The organism is Candidatus Nitrosotenuis cloacae, assembly GCF_000955905.1.
Classification (GTDB): Archaea; Thermoproteota; Nitrososphaeria; order Nitrososphaerales; family Nitrosopumilaceae; genus Nitrosotenuis; species Nitrosotenuis cloacae.
Genome location: NZ_CP011097.1, coordinates 1486568 through 1504762, shown reverse-complemented (window position 1 = coordinate 1504762; position 18195 = coordinate 1486568). Strand labels below are relative to the sequence as shown.

Here is an 18195-nt window from a genome sequence, read left to right as displayed (position 1 = left end):
AAAATGATAAAAAACTACATTAGTAGTTCTATTGACTTTGCCTTTTTCCACAGGTGTGTGCAAAGACTGTACATGTTGTTTATCATCTCAGATGAATTGGTGTACATTATGGAGTCGTTGTCATCATTGAGATCCATGGATTCTTTGATGGAACCCGACATAATCAGCTGATTTCCTTCTTCCACTATCATTCTGGATTTGGATGGCAGTTTGCCTATTCTGGTCTCAGACGCATTTAGTCTGTTTACCAATGGCAAGAGGTTCTCGCTGTTTGTCCAAGTCAGAATTCGCACATCGCCCTTGTTTTGCTTGCACATTTTGATCTTTTCTGGGATGGCAGTGTGATACATTCTAAGAATGTCTTCTACTGTTGTGACAATGTAGATCGTCTTTGTGGATTCTTGGATAAGCTTGCCAACTCTTGCGTAAATGTTGGCGCGTCCTTGTATGATAGAGAATGAAGAGATCTCTGTTGCAGTCTCTGGTCTTGTTATTTGTTGTAGTTGCTCTACAATTTTGCGAGACAGTTTTTGCATTGTGATGATTTCATCTTCTCTTCTCTGCATTATGGTGGTGAGGCCTTCCTTTGGCTCAATTGCCTTGCAGATGGTTGGATTGGAAAACGTTGTTGTGATCAGTCCAAGATTTCGTAATTTGTTTAGCGAGCGATATGCCTTACCTCTGTCGATGTCTAGCTTTGCAGACATTGTCCCTACTGTGACTGAGCCCATCTGGAGCAAGCCAAGATAGACCATTGCGTCTGTTTTTTCCAGGCCAAAGTATGAAAGTGCTGTAGTCAGCTCCTCATGAATGCTCATTGCATTGCTCCGGTATGGTTGGAATTGGAATTTTGTTTTTTGATTGTGATGTTGTTTTTTGTGAACATGTACAATCAGAATTATAATAATGATTTTAGTTGTTGTCTGTTTCATTCAAACAAACACGCGAATCTAGTTTCTTGTAATGATTTTTTGCAAAGTCCGTAGATTTCAAATCATTAAACAGTTCATATCGACTATATGTTTGCACATCCTGATCACACTCTAGGATATACTCTGATAGAATAATACAAATCCAATGAACCTTATTAGAAAAGGACACAGACAATCCCATAGAGGAGTCATAGGCGTCGAGTCTGCAATTGTTATGATTGCATTTGTAATTGTAGCAGCAGCCTTAGCTTTTGTCGTTCTCAACATGGGTTTCTCTACAACACAAAAGGCAAAGACAACCATTGGATCAGGTCTAACTGAAGCATCAAGCAGCTTAACAGTTGCAGGCAAAGTAACTGGAACTGGCTGTACGACTTCGGCAGGTGGGTGTTCATCAACACCATATCTTAATGTCACTTCGATACCAATTAAGATCGCATCTGGTGGAGAATCAGTAAACTTGGCGTTAGCTACTGCATCAGTCAAATACATTAGCAACTCTATCCAATATGATAACATCTACGTTGGACCATTAGGTGCAACAGCAACAGATGTATCTGCTGCTTTTACCAGAGCACAGACAGACTATGCAAGCACATTCACTTCTTCAATCCATCCAGTCACAAAGGCTGTCCCGACAAATACAAAAGCAATTGTGTATTGGTCAGTCAGTACTGGAACACTTAACGCGATCCTGGATCAAGGTGAACACGCAGTACTTGCTATTGCACATGGTGCAAGTGAGCGACCAACAGCGCTGGATAAAGTCAGAGCTGAAATCGTTGTACCAACTGGTGCACCATTGACTGTTGAAAGGCAAGTACCAACAATCACAACATCTGTTGTAGATATGGGTTAGTGATCCCAAAAATCACAATTTCTTTTTTATTTTATCCAAGTTCAAAGTACTGTTCGTTCGATCGTAATACACACACTATACAATATAGATTTATGACATCATTTCAAAACATGAGGCTTCATCTTGTACCTAGTAAACGTAGAGGAGTTTCAGGTTTAGAGGCTACAGTAATTGTAATTGTTCTTGTAATTGTAGCAGCAGCCTTAGCTTTTGTCGTTCTCAACATGGGTTTCTCTACAACACAAAAGGCAAAGACAATAATTGGTACGAGCTTAGGCCAAACATCAAGCGCATTAGAGATTTCAGGCACCATATTTGCACATGGCAACACAACCTCAGCAATACTAGAGGTAGTAGGCGTTCCACTAAAAATTGCAACGGGCGGAGAATCTGTCAACCTAGCACCAGGCACTGCAGCAGTCAAATACCTAAGTAACACTGTCACATACGACAACATTTACGCAGGAACACTGACTGAAAACAGTGATGGTGATGATGATGTATCCGGCGAATGGGCATCATTGGAGCTAGCAACAGATGACGCAGCAGATTCAGACCTATACATTACTGAGGATCCATTTGATGCAACTGGAATTCCAACAAGTACCAAGGCATTCATCTACTGGACACAAAACTCAAACAACAACGACATCTTGGACCAGGGTGAGCACGCAGTATTGGCAATTGCCTACAAAGTTGGAGACAGACCGTCAGCACTTGACAAGATCCGTGCAGAAGTCCTAGTACCAACTGGCTCTGCATTGACTATAGAAAGACAAGTGCCATTGATATCAACCCAAGTGATAAACTTAGGTTAGAACTTAAACAAATTATATTCTATTGTTGTAATTTGTGTTTGATCATCCTGATCACACTCTAGGATATACTCTGATAGAATAATACAAATCCAATGAAACTTGTTAGAAAAGGACACCGACCATCTCATAGAGGAGTCATAGGCGTCGAGTCTGCAATTGTTATGATTGCATTTGTAATTGTAGCAGCAGCCTTAGCTTTTGTCGTTCTCAACATGGGTTTCTCTACAACACAAAGAGCAAAGACAGCAATCATATCTAGTCTTGAAGAATCTAGCAGCGCATTAGAAATTGCAGGCAAAGTAACTGGTTCTGGAGATGTATCTCCAACTGGTAAAATGAATGTTACTGCAGTACCACTAAAGCTAGCATCTGGCGGATCTTCGGTAAACCTGGGTAACACTACGATGGCTGTGAAATACTTCAGCAATACCGTGGAATATGATAACATCATGACTGGAGTTTTAACCAGTGGTACTTACTCTAATCTGACTACTGCAATGCAAGCGGCTGCACAGGCCGGACATATTAACGTGAATCCAATCACTAGTAATACAGCGGCAGATGCTACTGCTGCAGTGATCTATTTTGCTGTGAACTTAAACAACAATGCAATCTTGGATCAGGGCGAACACGCAGTACTCGCTATTGTTCACAAAGGAAGCGAGAGACCAGCAGCACTAGATAACATCAAAGTTGAGGTCATAGTTCCTACTGGATCACCGCTCACAGTTGAGAGACTGGTACCAAACATCACACATTCCATAGTAGATCTTGGATAATCGTACTGATTTTCCAAGAAATACAATTTTTCTCACTCTTGTTTTTCAGTTTGAACAAATCTAGACTTTTTAATTTAATAAAATGTCACTAAATTATGATTAGGCGTTTTAATGGTATAATGATTAGCATGACTGCAACAATGTTAGTTATGTTAGCATTTGTTGTGGCAAATAGCTCACAAGCATATACTGCCATTCCGGAAGACTCTTCCAGCGCTTATATGATTGAGAAAATGCCAGAGCTGAGATATTATGAAAACTATGAGGACCTTCAGGCTGATGGAAAAACAGCCGTGGTTTATCCAATTTTCACACAAAGTGCGTATGATTGGAACGGATTTCATGATTATTACTCTGGATACTGCGATTCTTGTACTAGTGTAAAATTGCATCAAACATATGAGAAAACATTTTCTTCAAGCGGAAATGGCTTTCGAGTACTAGAGTTTCTTGGTTACCAAGTAATAGATGACATTGATATTGACAAAAATCCAGCAATTTTGGGCCAATTTGACAAAGTAATCTTACTGCATAATGAGTTTGTAACTCGGGCGGAATTTGATGCAATAGTAAACCATCCAAATGTAATCTATCTTTATCCAAACGCATTGACTTCTAAGATTAGCGTAAACTATGAAACTAATGTCATTTCTCTAATTCGCGGTCCTGCTCATCCAACACCTGACGTAGTAAGTGGATTTGACTGGAAACATATCAACACTCAATATGAAAAAGATTGGAATTGTGATTCTTGGAATTTCTATAAAATCGATAACGGTCATATGCTTAATTGTTATCCAGAAACCTTTCTTCCAGACAATGGTTATGAGATACTGAAAAAACTCAAAACTTTATAATCAATATAGCGATTCTGCTTTAAACTAATTCCATGTTTGATCATCCTGATCACACTCTAGCATATACTCTTACGATATCATACCAATCCAATGAACCTTATTAGAAAAGGACACAGACAATCCCATAGAGGAGTCATAGGCGTCGAGTCTGCAATTGTTATGATTGCATTTGTAATTGTAGCAGCAGCCTTAGCTTTTGTCGTTCTCAACATGGGTTTCTCTACAACACAAAAGGCAAAGACAACCATAGCATCAAGTCTAGGTGAAGCATCAAGCGCCCTAGAGATCGCAGGTAAGGTCACAGCTAGTGGTAACACAACCTCAGCAATACTAGAGGTAGTAGGCGTTCCACTAAAAATTGCAACTGGCGGAGAATCTGTCAACCTAGCACCAGGCACTGCAGCAGTCAAATACCTAAGTAACACTGTCACATACGACAACATTTACGCAGGAACACTGACTGAAAACAGTGATGGTGATGATGATGTATCCGGCGAATGGGCATCATTGGAGCTAGCAACAGATGACGCAGCAGATTCAGACCTATACATTACTGAGGATCCATTTGATGCAACTGGAATTCCAACAAGTACCAAGGCATTCATCTACTGGACACAAAACTCAAACAACAACGACATCTTGGACCAGGGTGAGCACGCAGTATTGGCAATTGCCTACAAAGTTGGAGACAGACCGTCAGCACTTGACAAGATCCGTGCAGAAGTCCTAGTACCAACTGGCTCTGCATTGACTATAGAAAGACAAGTGCCATCAATTACAACAGCGGTTGTAGATCTCGGATAGATGCGGGAGTGCTCTTATGATCGCTCCAAGCAATCTTTTTTCTTTTTTCACTAAAACACTGACTAGTATTACACCCGGCTTTCGAATGTTTTTGGCAGGAAGTATAGCCGGTGTATACACGTTGGTATTGTATGAGGCATTTCCTCAATACTTGTTTGAGATTAATAATTCACTGTTTTACTTTGTCATACCGGTAAGTGTTATTGCATCTGTATTGGTAGCAGTGCCAAAATTCCTGCCTGGAGGAGCTGCTCCAAAGCAGGCGCCAAAGGCACAAGAACTAGCACCAGAGGATCCATTAAGTGCATTGCTTGGCGAGCCAACCCAAGTTATCCAGTCTGAATCTCCAACATCCGATGCAGCAATAGACACTGGAAAGATTGGCGGCGCAAACGCAGAACTAGAAGCATTATTGGCTGGAGGACCATCAGCATCAATCAGTGACACCATAACCACAGAAACCGAAGTCGCATCAGTCATGGGAGGAATTGATGAGAACAAAATCCGTGAATTAATTGATCAGAAATTTGAGCCAGTTGAAAAAGACCTTACCACCTTCAAAAAAGACCTAAACAAAATCAAAGAAGACATGAAGGTAACAAAGGAAAGCGTAGACACACTAACTGAATCATTTGAAGGAACCTTAACTGACATGAAGGCATTCCAAGCAGAAATATCAAATCCGCTAAACTTTATGAGAAAATACTTTGAGGCACTAGACCTGACGAACCTATCTGATCCATCATTACCACTAAAGCAAGGAATTCTTCAGGGACAGATGCCATCACCAATTCCGCCACAACAAGTCATGCCACAAGTACAAATGCCAGCCCAGAGCGCTCCAATTCCTGTAATCATACAAGCAGGTGGTAGCTCACAGCCAGCTCAGCCGGTACCACAGGTAATGCCTAGCACTACTACCATAAGACAAGGCAGTGAAATGGACAATCTAGTCAAGGGAACAGACCTGAACAATCCGATGGATTCAATGATGAAGCCATTGTTCTCTGGGAACCTTTCCGTTGCAAACATGATGGCAATCGTAGAATTGGTCGGAGAAATGTTTGCAGAAAGAGGAGAAGATTGCATAGACCTGCTAGTGGAACAGTGCAAACTCATGGGCCTAAAGCCGGAAGATGAGCACACTATCTATAACATAATTGACATGCTAAAAAATTCCGGCATGTCAACTGATGATGCAATATCTCAATTGTACAAGTTTGCAAAAATTGTCGGCCTAAACGACAAGGAATCAGATGCATATTATGCAAGATTAAGCACAAAGTCAAAGCGCGAGAGGGAAAACTAGATGGCATCCAGTGTAATGACTGAGGCAATTCTAATCATTGCATCCATTGTTGTTGCAACATCGATTGCAGGTGTGGTAATGTCGCAGGTTGGAACATTTGAGTCAACATTTACCGCAACATCAGAGGCGCAGAAAAATGAAATGCTCACAAAGCTCAAAGTAATCCATGTGATGAGAAACACTACTGCATCGCCTCCAACACTTGAAATCTGGACTAAAAACATTGGAATTGATCCTATCACATCGCCAACATCCATTGATGTGTATTTTGGTGAGTCTGGTTCTGCTCAAAGAATCCCATACAGTGTATCTGGTGGAGAAGACACCTGGAAGTTCCAACCAGTTACCGTACCAACCATAATCCAAAAAATGGACACATTTCAAATCAAAATTACCGACACTCAGCTCACATCTAGCAAGACATACGTGGTAAGGGTGATTGCGCCAAACGGTGTCTATTCTGATTATGTTCTTTCAACCTGATCGGGGGTATCACACATGGGACTAAGCGTAGCTATTGCAGGTGGAATAGTCATGTTTGCATTGGTGTACATATTGCTAATGTTGCCAGGTGTGGTGGATCAGACTACTTCTGTTACAAAGGCATCATCCGAAATATCTGGCATTGAGAATTCAATACTAAAGACAAACATTGCCATGAGCTCCCTTACTGCAACGGCAGCTTCTACCACAATTGACTTTACCATAACAAATTCTGGCACGGAAAAGCTTTGGAACTATGAGAAATTCAGCCTCATCGTCACATATCCGATATCTGGCAGCACAAACAAAACCGAGTCATTCACCTATCAAAGTGGTGCGTGCGGAACTCCCTCTGCTGGAAAATGGTGCATTACATCCATTAGCAGTGATGCAATAGATCCAAAAATCCTAAACACAGATGAAATCCTAAATGGACGTGCAACATCCAGTACAACACTGGCTGCAAGTGGAACTGCATATGCTACCATATCAACTGATAAGGGAATCACAGCAACCAGAACCGATGGCACCTAGTTTTTGATATTCGTTCGAAAAGACCAAACACCATCTTATATCAAATTTTTCTTCACGAATTTTGTTGAATGTAGTATTTGCCTATTTTATAAAATGGAGGAACAATGACTGAGATAATTCCGTGTACCAACGAAGAAGTCGACAGACAGTTTGGTGGAGGAATCCCATTTCCTACACTAATGCTAATTGAAGGAGATCATGGAACTGGAAAATCGGCACTTGCAGCACAATTCATGAAAGGATTTCTAAATTCAGATAAAAAAATTCTCTGCGTTACCGAAAACACCGTCAAAGAATACATTGAAAATATGAAGGCTATAACATTTAATTTTTCTACTGCCTTTCTACGAAACCGACTCACTATAATGCCGCTCCACATGTATGGAGTCCAGTGGAATCGTGAGCAATCGTCATATTTGTTGCCAGTAGTTGGCAAATACATTGGCAACAGCTTCAAGGAACACAACTGTGTCGTGATTGACTCGCTGTCGTTGTTGACAGTATTTTCGGATGCCAGCAGAATTTTGGAATTTTTTACCCAGTGCAAGTATTTGGTTGCTCGCGGCATGAGCATTATCATTACCATACATCCAGAAGACATTCCACCAGACCTTAGAATGCGAGTCAAAGGCGGAGTCGATGTCTATCTAAAATTGGGTTCAACCAACATCGGTGGCAAGGATGTCAAGACACTAAAAATTGTAAAGCTAATTGGTTCTAAAGAAAACACCGACTCGGGATTTGCCTTTGAGGTGGACATGACTTTTGGAATAAAGATCGTGCCAATATCGATGGCAAACGCATAGGGAGGCTACGGCCGTGCCTTTTGATTTTGCCCAAGTAAAAGACAAGCGCTTCATTGAGGAGCTCAAAAAGTCCCCTCACCTGCTAAACTATGTGGACACATACACCTCACGTGGCAATCCGCTACCCTTATTCACAGAGTCACTACAGGCAGAGCACAAAAAGCTCAAGGAGCCAAACCTGATCTATCCTGTCACAGATACCACATACATCCACATCAATCCGCACACGTCATCTGATGATGGATATATGGAATATGTCATAATAGAGCCGGATCCACCTGAGAGAAAAATAATGGACATTGCGGATAAAATGTTCGCAATCCAGTCAGCCGACATGGTGCCACCGCTAGAAATCACAGAACGATTCAACATGATTGAAAACTATCTAAAGACAAACACACAGATCTCAGAGACACCAGTTGACTATAACACACTGGGAGATGTGTACAAGCTAAAGACACTGCCTGTATACAAAAACGACTGGACAGGACTGCGGTATCATTTTCTGCAAAAAAGGGCAGGAACTGGAATCTTGGATCCATTTCTGGCAGATTCCAACCTAGAAGATATTTCCATAATTGGCGCGGGAAACGTGTATGTAATCCACAAGTCCTTTGGTGCACTAAAGTGTCCGCTATTTTTGGGTGTAGAAGAAATTGACGAGCTCATCATTTCCATGTCGGAGCAGTTTGGAAAAACCGTCTCTCATGCAAAACCAGTAATAGACGCAGTGCTTCCGGATGGGTCCAGAATCAACATTGTGTTTGGCAAAGATATTTCCAGAAAAGGCACAAACGCAACCATAAGAAAATTCGCATCCACACCTCTATCAATCACCCAAGTTCTCACATCAAAGGCACTCGACTTTAGGGAAGCGGCGTACATGTGGATGATGCTTGCAGAAGGCATGAGTGTCTTCATTAATGGAGAGACTGCGTCTGGTAAGACCACCACTCTAATGGCGCTGACTGCATTCATTCCATCAAACTGGAAAATTGTCACAATAGAAGACACTCCTGAGCTTACATTACCTCACTCTAACTGGATCACAGAGCAAACCAGAGACACTGGTAACGAGCATTCCTCGGTAACAATGTTTGATTTGCTAAAAGCAGCCCTAAGACAGCGTCCCAACTACATCTTTGTAGGAGAAATCAGAGGAGCAGAAGCAAACATTGCGTTTCAGGCTATGCAGACCGGCCACCCAGTAGTGTCTACATTCCACGCAGCAAACATGACTGCACTAATTCAGAGAATCACCAATCCACCAATGCTCATTCCAAAGACAAACGTAGAAAACCTAAACATCGGACTGTTTCAGGGAGCAGTGCAGGGCCCTGGCGGAAAAAGAGTAAGACGAGTCTTGTCCATCAATGAAATTCTGGGTTATAATGCAGAAGGCGGCAACATCATGTTCATTCCGGTGTTTAACTGGGATCCAGGCACTGATGAGGTCAAGTTCAGGGGTAAAGGTTCCAGTGCATTATTTGTGCAAAAGGTTTTGGAAAAAAGAGGTATGCACAAAAAAGACGAAGGACTATTGTATGAAGAATTGGAGCTACGTGCAAAAATCCTGCAAAGAATGATGGAAAAAAGAATCTTCAATTTTTATGATGTGTTTGATTCAATATCCCACTGTCGAGAGATAGGCCTTGAGGCATTCTACAAGGAACTTGACACACTATGATACAGATTCCACTATTCAAGAATCTCACGCTGGCAAACATCCAAAAAAGCGACGAAAAGTTTGTCTATTTTGTGGCATTTTTGTATTGTGTGTCCACTGGCGAAGTGGGCGGCATCGACCTGATTCGAACAGCACGTGAGACAAACTATGGCAAATACACCGCGGCATTCCGTGAGGTATACCAGCTGGGAATAGGGTGGGGCTATGGAGTGTCAAAATCACTAGAGATGATTGCGGACAAGGTCTCTACTGACAAGTCTGATCAGCTAAAGCAAATTCTGATGAAGCTGGCCCAAGTCATCAGGTTGGGAGATTCACTCAAATCATTTTTGGGAGAAGAGATAAAATCGACTCTGGTAAGCTATTCTATAGTATATGAGAGAAAGCTCGAAAACCAAAAGCTATTCTTGGAAATGTTCTATACCTTGATGTCTACTGCGGCATTTATGATTGCGGCAAACTCGATTATGAGTATGCTAATGGGACAAGAAAACTCTGAGCAGATCCTATTGATGTCATTCATTGGTGTGGCTGCAAGCATGAGTGCATTCGTATTCATGATGTACATCATGTTCCCTCGTGACAAGCTAGGATATGCGAGTGCAGACGAGGACCTAAAATTCAGAATCAAAGTATACATGACACTTGGTGCAGGTGCCGGAATTGGCATTGTGTTAGTGATCACGCAAATTGTGCCAACCGTACTGGCAGTTGGAATTGCCGGCGCTCCTCTGATCTATCCTGGATTGCTTGCAAGAAAGATGGAGCAAAAAGTGAGACAGCTAAACGAATGGTATCCACAGTTTATTCGTCACTTTGGCGAGATTTATGCGACTGTGGGATCCGTTGGTGGAGCACTTGAGGCAGTGCTTAGAAGTGATTTTGGGCCGTTACAGGAAAACATTCAGAGATTCAAAAACCGCATCAAGCACAGAATAGAGCAAAAGGTAGCGTTTGAGCTGATGTCTCGAGACACAGGTAGTGAAATCATAGCCAATGGAAACGAGGTCATATCAAATGCAATGGATAAGGGTGGAAATCTGAACATTGCAGGAAACCAAGTATCGGAGATTACTGTAAAAATCAACGAGCTTAGGGCAAAACGTGCACAGACTGCCAAGACATTTGAGACTATCATTATAGTGCTGCATGCACTAACTCTAGCAGTATTTGGCTTGATGAACAAGCTTACCGGAATATTTTATGAGCTTGTCAGTACCGTGGATGTCTCAAATGACACATTACAATTAACGCCAATTGATCCACAGTTCATGGCGATGATGATGCCGGCAATGATCATAATGGTCTCAGCCATCTCTGCTATGGCACTAAAGGTAGCACAAGGCGGCCTCTACAAGACTGTATTTTACCATGTTGGATTGTTGATTGTAATAGGTTCTGTAGTCATGTTTGCAATGGATGCCATACTATCTGACTATTTGGCAACACATGTGCTTGATTTCGTCAAGCCAGACATCTAGTCTGAATATATCAAACACACAGTATCCTATATCCTGATTTTAAAATATCAGAACAATGAGTGCACAGGCAGCATCTGTAGATACCATACAGGTAGTCTCATTTATGATAACAAATCAGTCCAACAAAAAGGAGGATTATGCCATTCCAATTGAACAAGTCCGTGAAATTCGATCGGTTGAAAAAATTACTCGAGTTCCACGCTCGGAATCGCATGTCAAAGGAATAATGAATCTGCGTGGGCTGATCATACCAGTAATTGATGTAAAAGAAAAGCTAGGTCTTGGTACCCGCACAGCAGCTGACTCTAAACAAAGGATTCTGGTAGCAAACATTGCAGATTCTCTTACTGGCTTATTGGTTGATGAGGTAGACCAAGTCATGCGAATCCAAACGAAAGACATTGATTCTGCACCGCAAGGCGCAACGGAATCACATCATTATATCAAGGGAATCGCAAAACTAGATCAAAGATTGATCATACTGCTTGATGCCGAGGCATTACTGTTAGGCAAAAGAGAATCTGTCGAAAAAGAGACAAAGCAATCAGAATCAAAGACATCCGAGGTACCAAAGATATCAGAGACCCAGTCAACAGAGATGGCCCAAGTAGAAACTGCAAATCAAACCATAAATGACATTCCGCCAGAACTTGCGGCAGTATTTGCAGAAGATGAGCAGGGAATTCCTCCAACCCAGATAATCCGGGAAGAAACCCTGTCCTGATTGCCATTCTGGAATCGATCCGGCAAATAAAATTCCCTGAAGTTTAATACAATATCGATGTGTAGCAGACCAAATGTCATACAAGTTGCCAAAGTTGGAAGAGATCTATGACAAAATAGAGTCTGAGCAAGGCAGGCCTATGAGCCAGGAAGATGGCTACCAGTGGGGACTGGACTATCTCAAAGACATAGAAAAACAACTGCAAAAACTAGAGAAAAAGGCACTGGAGCAAAACAACCCCACACTATACCAAAACGTTAGGCTTTCAGTGCAGCACTCCCTTGAGGCACAACAGGAAATCACAGACAAAATTAAGGGCCTACGAAAGTAGTACCGCATATTCATGATTTTTGTGTGATCATGGCAAACACACTTGATGATATATCGTGATTTGATTTTACGTCATTAATGCAATCTGGATTGATCAGTCCTAGCTTTACCATACCTGGGGGTATTTGTTTTGGTTAAAATGGTGATAAATTGCTAGCAAAATCAGTTTCTTCCCAGATCAATGTAATGATCATTAACGATTCTGCATACATGAGCACGCTTCTCAAGGACTTGGTCTCAACTGAGACAATTCAGGTTTACGATATTGCGCGAGATGGAGTTGAGGGATTGCGCAAAATCACATTACAAAAACCTGATGTCATACTGCTTGATCTGGAGATGCCTCGAATGGATGGTGTCACATTCATTGAGGAGATGGTAAAGCGTGGAATATTAATTCCTACCATATTGGTCAGCAGCTTCAGCCAAGATGGTGCAAAAATTGTTTTGGATGCGTTGGAAAACGGAGCAATTGATTTTGTCCCAATATCTCAGGTAAATCCAGATGGAACTAATCATCTTAAGGAAACCCTGATTACAAAAATTACTGGTGCTGCAAAATGCGATCCATACAAGCTAGTGGTTGAAAAAATCGGTACACTAAGGCCAAAAAGAAAGGCAATTGTATCATCTCAGGCAGCATCTATTGTAGTAACCATAGCATCATCGACTGGTGGGCCAAACATTGTCCAAACCATTCTTGCAGGGCTTCCCGCTGATCTTCCAGCAGGAGTCTTGGTTGTCCAACACATGCCAAAGGGATTTACGCAAAAATTTGCCGAGCGACTAAACGAGGCGTCTGAAATCACCGTAAAAGAAGCACAAGAAGGAGATCTGATCACACAAGGAGTTGCCTTGGTTGCCCCAGGAGATCTTCACATGGAGGTAGATTCCAATCTCAAAATCAAACTAATCAATGGACCTAAACGATTCGGAGTCAGGCCTGCAGCAAATGTTACCATGGTATCTGCATCCGAATTCTTTGGTGCAAATACCGTCGGAGTCACATTAACCGGAATGGGACATGATGGCGCATTTGGAATGAAGACCATAAAGCGAAGAGGTGGCAAGACATTTGCTCAGGATGAGAAATCATCTGTAGTCTTTGGCATGGCAAAGGCAGCAGTAGATCTAAACGCAGTGGATCAATTGTTGCCGCCAGAAAAAATGGCAGGTGCAATAGTTGAGGAGGTCAAAAAGCTTGTCACAAAGTAGCTACAGAGAGATGTATGTCTCAGAGGCACTAGAACATGTGGAGACAGTAAATGAGACATTATTAAAGCTGGAAGAAGAGCCGGAAAAGCGCGAATATCTGGATTTGATATTCCGATCTGCTCATACAGTCAAAGGCATGTCGGCTACAATGGGATATGATGATACCAGAGAACTATGCAAAAATATTGAGAACATTTTTGATAATATTAGAAAAGGTCAAGCAAAGCTCACGCCAAATTTGGCAAGTGCTCTTTTCAAGTGCATTGATTTGTTGCGCGAGATGATTGCAGATGAGAAAAAGAAAATAGATCTCAAGCCATTTTTACAAATGCTGGAAAAGCCAGACGAAGTTCAGTACACTGCAACTGAGGCCTCAACCAACAATGCAAAATCACCTACGATTCGTGTCAAAATGACGGATTTGGATTCGCTTGTGAATTTGGTCGGAGAATTAGTGATATCAAAAATGCGACTAGAGCAAACAATGAGTAAAAGCTCTGATGACTCTCACCAAGTTCTGATGGAGCTTGACAGACTGGTTACAGATCTGCAATATCAGTCCATGAAACTGAGACTGGTTCCAGTTGATCAGGTCTTTAGTAGATTCACAAGGCTGGTCAGAGATACGTCTGCAGCACTTGGCAAACAGGTGAATCTGGTCATGGAAAGCTCAGGCATTGAGCTGGACAGAACCGTTCTTGATGCTATAACTGATCCATTACTGCACATCTTGCGAAACTGCGTGGACCATGGATTAGAACCTCCAGAAGAGCGAGCAGAGGCAGGTAAATCGACAACTGGAACCATTCGACTAACGGCATATGGTGTGGGAGATCAGGTAGCAATCAAAATCGAAGACGATGGTCGCGGAATCAATCTTGATAGAATAAAGGCAAAGGCAATCGAGAAGGGCCTTCTCACAGAAGACCAGGCGATGAAATTATCAGATGAGGAGGCAATCAACTTGCTTGGAACACCAGGACTCTCCACTGCAAAGGAGGTAACCGATGTCTCAGGAAGAGGAGTAGGAATGGATGTAGTCATTACTCAGGTAGAACAAGTCGGTGGCAATGTCAAGATAACGACTCAGAAAGGAAAGGGAACAGTTATGATTCTGACCATACCGTTAAGCGTCTCAATCATTGGAGGATTACTCATCAATGTCTCAGGCGACAAGTACGTCCTTCCACTATCTAGTATCTCTACTACTGTGGTAGTAGAGCCAGACCAGATCAAAAGCATACACGGTCAAGAGACAATTGTTCTGCGCGAGCAAGTAGTTCCACTTATTCGTGTAGCATCAATTCTGGGAATTGATCAAAACCATACTCCGACTGATAAGATAACCGTCGTAATTGTGGACAAGGGTGGCAAGCCATATGGTTTGGTTGTGGATTCGTATGATAAAAAGCAGGAAATCGTAATAAAACGACTTGGCAACGAGGCTCACTCGTCTGAGCTTTTCACAAATGCTACTATACTAGGTGATGGAAGTGTTGCGTTAATTCTAGATCCAGCGCTGTTAGTTTAGGTGAATTATCTTGAGTACAATCCCAGTCCTAAACCAAGAAGAAACTCGAACACTAGAGCAAATCTTTTGTCAATACATCACATCCAAAACATCAGGCGCACTCTCCACCTTACTTAGTGAACCAATAAACCACAATGTTCGGATTTTGGACAACGGTATTTCTAATATCAAAAGTATCCGACTAGAGCCTGATGAGATCAAAATGTGCGCAGTGCGACTAAACGGAAAAGGGGACACTCACATAGAGATTCTTTACACCATAAAAGAAAAGCATGCAAGAAAGATTGCGGCCAAACTAATGTGCCAAGAAGAAATATGCCAAATAGACGAAATGGGCGCATCTGCCATACAAGAAGTAGCCAATATAATGACTGGCTCTTTTTTTAATGCACTTTCTCATGGAACTGGATTCCGCGTTGATCTGTCTACACCTGATTACAAAAACGACGAATTTCATTCACTAGTTGACCTCTCAGTAAAAGACGTGATCAATCCATCAGATGATGCAGTAATTGCAGACGTTGAGCTGGTAGGCAAATCTAGTGGTGCAAAGCTGCACATGATAATAATGCAAAACCCAGATGATGCAAGAAAGCTTCTTGCAAACCACAAGTCTGATGCTTCTGTCATACAAGAGGCCGCATCATACCCAGTTGGTGGGCAAAACTCAGAGCTGGATGCATTGCTTGATGATATTCTGGGAGAAAAATAATGAGCTTCACAAAACAGGTACAAAACTCTGGCGCACTTGACATTCCTATGGGCGGCCTCGGCCTCACAGAAAAAGACAAAACCACGCTCCAGACATTTGTTGGCTCTTGTGTTGCTATATGCCTGTATGATCCTGTGGCAAAGATTGCAGGCATGGCCCATGTGATGCTTCCAAAAAATAACACAACCCAACCAATACCAAAACCAGAAGGAAAATTTGTTGATGTTGCAATCAAGGTCTTGCTTGAAAGACTGGCCGCTAGTGGAGCGCAACAAAGTAGACTAAAGGCAAAGATGGCAGGTGGAGCCAGCGTATTTCAAAATGAGGGAAGCAAGAACATATTCAACATTGGAACACGAAATGTAGATGCCATACGAACAGCACTGGCTGAGAAAAAAATCCCAATAATATCTGAGGATGTTGGTGAAAAGAATGGGAGATGGATAATATTTGATGTGATTTCTGGTACAATGACAATCAAAGACAGAACCAAAGGAGTAAGCACAATTTGAGCGTACTGGAAGCAATAACCGATCAGCAACTAGAACAAATCGGCAAAATAATGAAGGACAAGATAGGAAAAGATCTAAAACAATTCAAAAAACCATTCTTAGGCAGAAGAATTACTGCGCGTATGAGATCAGTTGGTGTAGTGGATGGTTCTGAATATGCAAAGATACTGGCATCTGATGCGACCGAGCCAACGCTGCTTTTCAAGAGCTTCTCAATCAATGTAACTGAATTTTATCGAGATTTGTTTGTGTGGCAGTTGATCTCATCAAAAATAATACCGGAAATAACAAAAAAACGTACCGCACTAAAGGTCTGGAGTGCTGGATGTGCATCTGGTGAGGAACCATACAGCCTTGCCATCTTACTAAGAGAGGCATTGGGTCAGCGATCAAAATTCAGCGTAATTGCAACAGATATCAGCGCAGAGGCCATCGCACGTGCAAAAAAGGGACAATACCTTACCCAAAACATAAAAAATCTCACACCAGATTTGGTCTCAAAATATCTTATCTCAAATGGGAATGATTCGTATACAGTAAATGACTCCATAAAGGAGACTGTGACATTTGAGCAGGGAGACATTCTGTCATATCCGGTTGATAAAGCAGATCTCATCACGTGCAGAAACGTTCTGATATACTATGACAAGCCTGCACAGGAACTGGTATTCAAAAGATTTCACAAGTCACTTGTATCTGATGGCTATCTTGTGATTGGCCAAGACGAAACTATGATGGGCGTGGAATCATCAAAGCTGTTCTCATGTGCATTTGCTCGCGAGAGAATTTACAAAAACACAACACCCGAGGTAAGGCAACAATGAATAATTTGTCTGTTCGCCGCAAACACACTCTAGATTATTATTTTATCAAAAATATAACACTCATGAATTTCAAGAAAACCGTATCTCTAACAAGTGTTGAACACAAGGAGGCATCACTGTAATGTCGACCCAAGTATTGACAGTTGATTCATTTCAGGCAGTAACATTTTGCCTGCTTGGTGAACAAAAAGAAGATTATGCCATTCCAATTGAACAAGTCCGTGAAATTCGTGCAGTTGAATCCATAACAAACATTCCAAACGCAAGGTCCTATGTCAAAGGAATAATGAATCTGCGTGGGCTGATCATACCAGTAATTGATGTAAAAGAAAAGCTAGGCCTTGTATCTGAGGGGCAAACAAATTCTGCCAAACAGAGAATCCTAGTAATTGAGGTCAATGGTATCCAAACAGGGCTACTAGTAGATGAGGTCGACCAAGTCATGAGAATCCAAACAAAGGATTTGGAATCGGCACCGCAAACCGTTCTTGAATCACACAACTACATCAAAGGAATTGCCAAGCTGAATCAAAAGCTAGTCGTATTAATTGATGTAGTCAAGCTATTGTCTGATTCAAGTGCTGATCTGTCACAAATAATGGAGGGTGGCAAGCAATGAGCACAGCATCATCAAAAATCCTTGTAGTGGATGATGCGTCATTTATGAGAACAGTCCTCAAAGACATCATCAAATCAAATGGATTGGCAACTGAAATCATTGAAGCAGGAGATGGTGTGGATGGAGTCAAGGCATACCAGACCAGTAAGCCAAACCTAGTCACGATGGATGTAAACATGCCGCGAGCAGATGGCATCCAAGCATTGCGGGCTATAATGAAGATCGATCCTACTGCCAAGGTAGTGATGGTGACATCAGTTGAGCAAAAGCAAATAGTCCAGGACGCAATGAAGCTTGGTGCGCGAGATTACATAGTAAAGCCATTTGATAAGACAACAGTGGGCCTTGTGCTAAACAAGGTGCTCCGACAGAAATAGGG

The 18195-nt window shown here is 41.9% G+C and carries 21 protein-coding genes; 20 read left to right on the top strand and 1 reads right to left on the bottom strand.

Going from position 1 to position 18195, the window contains the following annotated elements:
- Nucleotides 1-14: 14 nt before the first annotated feature.
- Nucleotides 15-818: a TrmB family transcriptional regulator gene (locus SU86_RS08625; RefSeq protein WP_048189455.1), complete on the bottom strand. Its 804-nt coding sequence runs from the start codon at nt 816-818 to the stop codon at nt 15-17.
- A gap of 259 nt (nt 819-1077) precedes the next feature.
- On the opposite strand from SU86_RS08625, the gene SU86_RS08620 reads away from it, so the two are divergent.
- The 20 genes from SU86_RS08620 to SU86_RS08525 all read left to right on the top strand — a co-directional run bounded on the left by SU86_RS08620 (nt 1078) and on the right by SU86_RS08525 (nt 18193).
- Nucleotides 1078-1791: an archaellin/type IV pilin N-terminal domain-containing protein gene (locus tag SU86_RS08620; RefSeq protein WP_048188773.1), complete on the top strand. Its 714-nt coding sequence runs from the start codon at nt 1078-1080 to the stop codon at nt 1789-1791.
- Between the two features lie 110 nt (nt 1792-1901).
- Nucleotides 1902-2609: an archaellin/type IV pilin N-terminal domain-containing protein gene (locus SU86_RS08615; protein WP_048189453.1), complete on the top strand. Its 708-nt coding sequence runs from the start codon at nt 1902-1904 to the stop codon at nt 2607-2609.
- A gap of 92 nt (nt 2610-2701) precedes the next feature.
- Nucleotides 2702-3388, top strand: a complete 687-nt coding sequence (locus tag SU86_RS08610) for an archaellin/type IV pilin N-terminal domain-containing protein (protein WP_048188772.1) — start codon at nt 2702-2704, stop codon at nt 3386-3388.
- A gap of 128 nt (nt 3389-3516) precedes the next feature.
- On the top strand, nt 3517-4245 hold the full coding sequence (locus SU86_RS08605; protein WP_052755666.1) for a hypothetical protein: 729 nt from the start codon (nt 3517-3519) through the stop codon (nt 4243-4245).
- Nucleotides 4246-4335: 90 nt separating this feature from the next.
- Complete coding sequence (locus SU86_RS08600; RefSeq protein ID WP_048188771.1) at nt 4336-5049, top strand: archaellin/type IV pilin N-terminal domain-containing protein; 714 nt, start codon at nt 4336-4338, stop codon at nt 5047-5049.
- 91 nt (nt 5050-5140) lie between these two features.
- A complete protein-coding gene (locus tag SU86_RS08595; RefSeq protein ID WP_148550869.1) occupies nt 5141-6358 on the top strand; it encodes a hypothetical protein in 1218 nt (405 codons plus the stop codon).
- Entirely contained in the window at nt 6359-6841 is a 483-nt protein-coding gene (locus tag SU86_RS08590; RefSeq protein ID WP_048188769.1) for a hypothetical protein, read from the top strand. It abuts the gene before it with no gap.
- A 15-nt stretch (nt 6842-6856) separates the two neighbouring features.
- Nucleotides 6857-7375: a hypothetical protein gene (locus SU86_RS08585; RefSeq protein ID WP_048188768.1), complete on the top strand. Its 519-nt coding sequence runs from the start codon at nt 6857-6859 to the stop codon at nt 7373-7375.
- Nucleotides 7376-7479: 104 nt separating this feature from the next.
- The gene (locus tag SU86_RS08580) at nt 7480-8181 is read left to right on the top strand and encodes an ATPase domain-containing protein (protein ID WP_048188767.1); all 702 of its coding nucleotides are present in this window, start codon (nt 7480-7482) and stop codon (nt 8179-8181) included.
- A gap of 13 nt (nt 8182-8194) precedes the next feature.
- Nucleotides 8195-9868 (top strand): type II/IV secretion system ATPase subunit, encoded by a 1674-nt coding sequence (locus tag SU86_RS08575; protein ID WP_048188766.1) that lies wholly within the window; start codon nt 8195-8197, stop codon nt 9866-9868.
- The gene (locus tag SU86_RS08570) at nt 9865-11349 is read left to right on the top strand and encodes a type II secretion system F family protein (protein WP_048188765.1); all 1485 of its coding nucleotides are present in this window, start codon (nt 9865-9867) and stop codon (nt 11347-11349) included. The genes SU86_RS08575 and SU86_RS08570 overlap by 4 nt, the downstream gene beginning before the upstream one ends.
- 55 nt (nt 11350-11404) lie before the next feature.
- Nucleotides 11405-12073 carry a chemotaxis protein CheW gene (locus tag SU86_RS08565; protein ID WP_052755664.1) on the top strand — a complete coding sequence of 223 codons (669 nt, stop codon included), beginning with the start codon at nt 11405-11407 and terminating at the stop codon, nt 12071-12073.
- A 73-nt stretch (nt 12074-12146) separates the two neighbouring features.
- Nucleotides 12147-12404 carry a hypothetical protein gene (locus tag SU86_RS08560; protein ID WP_048188764.1) on the top strand — a complete coding sequence of 86 codons (258 nt, stop codon included), beginning with the start codon at nt 12147-12149 and terminating at the stop codon, nt 12402-12404.
- A gap of 149 nt (nt 12405-12553) precedes the next feature.
- Entirely contained in the window at nt 12554-13618 is a 1065-nt protein-coding gene (gene cheB / locus SU86_RS08555) for a chemotaxis-specific protein-glutamate methyltransferase CheB (RefSeq protein WP_236687693.1), read from the top strand.
- Nucleotides 13605-15149 (top strand): chemotaxis protein CheA, encoded by a 1545-nt coding sequence (locus SU86_RS08550; RefSeq protein WP_148550867.1) that lies wholly within the window; start codon nt 13605-13607, stop codon nt 15147-15149. Before cheB ends, SU86_RS08550 begins: the two co-directional genes overlap by 14 nt.
- 10 nt (nt 15150-15159) lie before the next feature.
- Nucleotides 15160-15861 carry a chemotaxis protein CheC gene (locus SU86_RS08545; RefSeq protein ID WP_052755661.1) on the top strand — a complete coding sequence of 234 codons (702 nt, stop codon included), beginning with the start codon at nt 15160-15162 and terminating at the stop codon, nt 15859-15861.
- Nucleotides 15861-16373: a chemotaxis protein CheD gene (locus SU86_RS08540; RefSeq protein ID WP_052755658.1), complete on the top strand. Its 513-nt coding sequence runs from the start codon at nt 15861-15863 to the stop codon at nt 16371-16373. Before SU86_RS08545 ends, SU86_RS08540 begins: the two co-directional genes overlap by 1 nt.
- Nucleotides 16370-17197 carry a CheR family methyltransferase gene (locus SU86_RS08535; RefSeq protein WP_048188763.1) on the top strand — a complete coding sequence of 276 codons (828 nt, stop codon included), beginning with the start codon at nt 16370-16372 and terminating at the stop codon, nt 17195-17197. The genes SU86_RS08540 and SU86_RS08535 overlap by 4 nt, the downstream gene beginning before the upstream one ends.
- Nucleotides 17198-17318: 121 nt before the next feature.
- Entirely contained in the window at nt 17319-17816 is a 498-nt protein-coding gene (locus SU86_RS08530; protein ID WP_048188762.1) for a chemotaxis protein CheW, read from the top strand.
- Nucleotides 17813-18193: a response regulator gene (locus tag SU86_RS08525; protein ID WP_048188761.1), complete on the top strand. Its 381-nt coding sequence runs from the start codon at nt 17813-17815 to the stop codon at nt 18191-18193. Before SU86_RS08530 ends, SU86_RS08525 begins: the two co-directional genes overlap by 4 nt.
- Nucleotides 18194-18195: the final 2 nt, after the last annotated feature.

Coding starts and splice junctions, on each gene's coding strand:
- SU86_RS08625 (WP_048189455.1), bottom strand. CDS start 818: ATGAGCATTCATGAGGAGCTGACTACAGCACTTTCATACTTTGGCCTG.
- SU86_RS08620 (WP_048188773.1), top strand. CDS start 1,078: ATGAACCTTATTAGAAAAGGACACAGACAATCCCATAGAGGAGTCATA.
- SU86_RS08615 (WP_048189453.1), top strand. CDS start 1,902: ATGAGGCTTCATCTTGTACCTAGTAAACGTAGAGGAGTTTCAGGTTTA.
- SU86_RS08610 (WP_048188772.1), top strand. CDS start 2,702: ATGAAACTTGTTAGAAAAGGACACCGACCATCTCATAGAGGAGTCATA.
- SU86_RS08605 (WP_052755666.1), top strand. CDS start 3,517: ATGACTGCAACAATGTTAGTTATGTTAGCATTTGTTGTGGCAAATAGC.
- SU86_RS08600 (WP_048188771.1), top strand. CDS start 4,336: ATGAACCTTATTAGAAAAGGACACAGACAATCCCATAGAGGAGTCATA.
- SU86_RS08590 (WP_048188769.1), top strand. CDS start 6,359: ATGGCATCCAGTGTAATGACTGAGGCAATTCTAATCATTGCATCCATT.
- SU86_RS08585 (WP_048188768.1), top strand. CDS start 6,857: ATGGGACTAAGCGTAGCTATTGCAGGTGGAATAGTCATGTTTGCATTG.
- SU86_RS08580 (WP_048188767.1), top strand. CDS start 7,480: ATGACTGAGATAATTCCGTGTACCAACGAAGAAGTCGACAGACAGTTT.
- SU86_RS08570 (WP_048188765.1), top strand. CDS start 9,865: ATGATACAGATTCCACTATTCAAGAATCTCACGCTGGCAAACATCCAA.
- SU86_RS08565 (WP_052755664.1), top strand. CDS start 11,405: ATGAGTGCACAGGCAGCATCTGTAGATACCATACAGGTAGTCTCATTT.
- SU86_RS08560 (WP_048188764.1), top strand. CDS start 12,147: ATGTCATACAAGTTGCCAAAGTTGGAAGAGATCTATGACAAAATAGAG.
- SU86_RS08540 (WP_052755658.1), top strand. CDS start 15,861: ATGAGCTTCACAAAACAGGTACAAAACTCTGGCGCACTTGACATTCCT.
- SU86_RS08530 (WP_048188762.1), top strand. CDS start 17,319: ATGTCGACCCAAGTATTGACAGTTGATTCATTTCAGGCAGTAACATTT.
- SU86_RS08525 (WP_048188761.1), top strand. CDS start 17,813: ATGAGCACAGCATCATCAAAAATCCTTGTAGTGGATGATGCGTCATTT.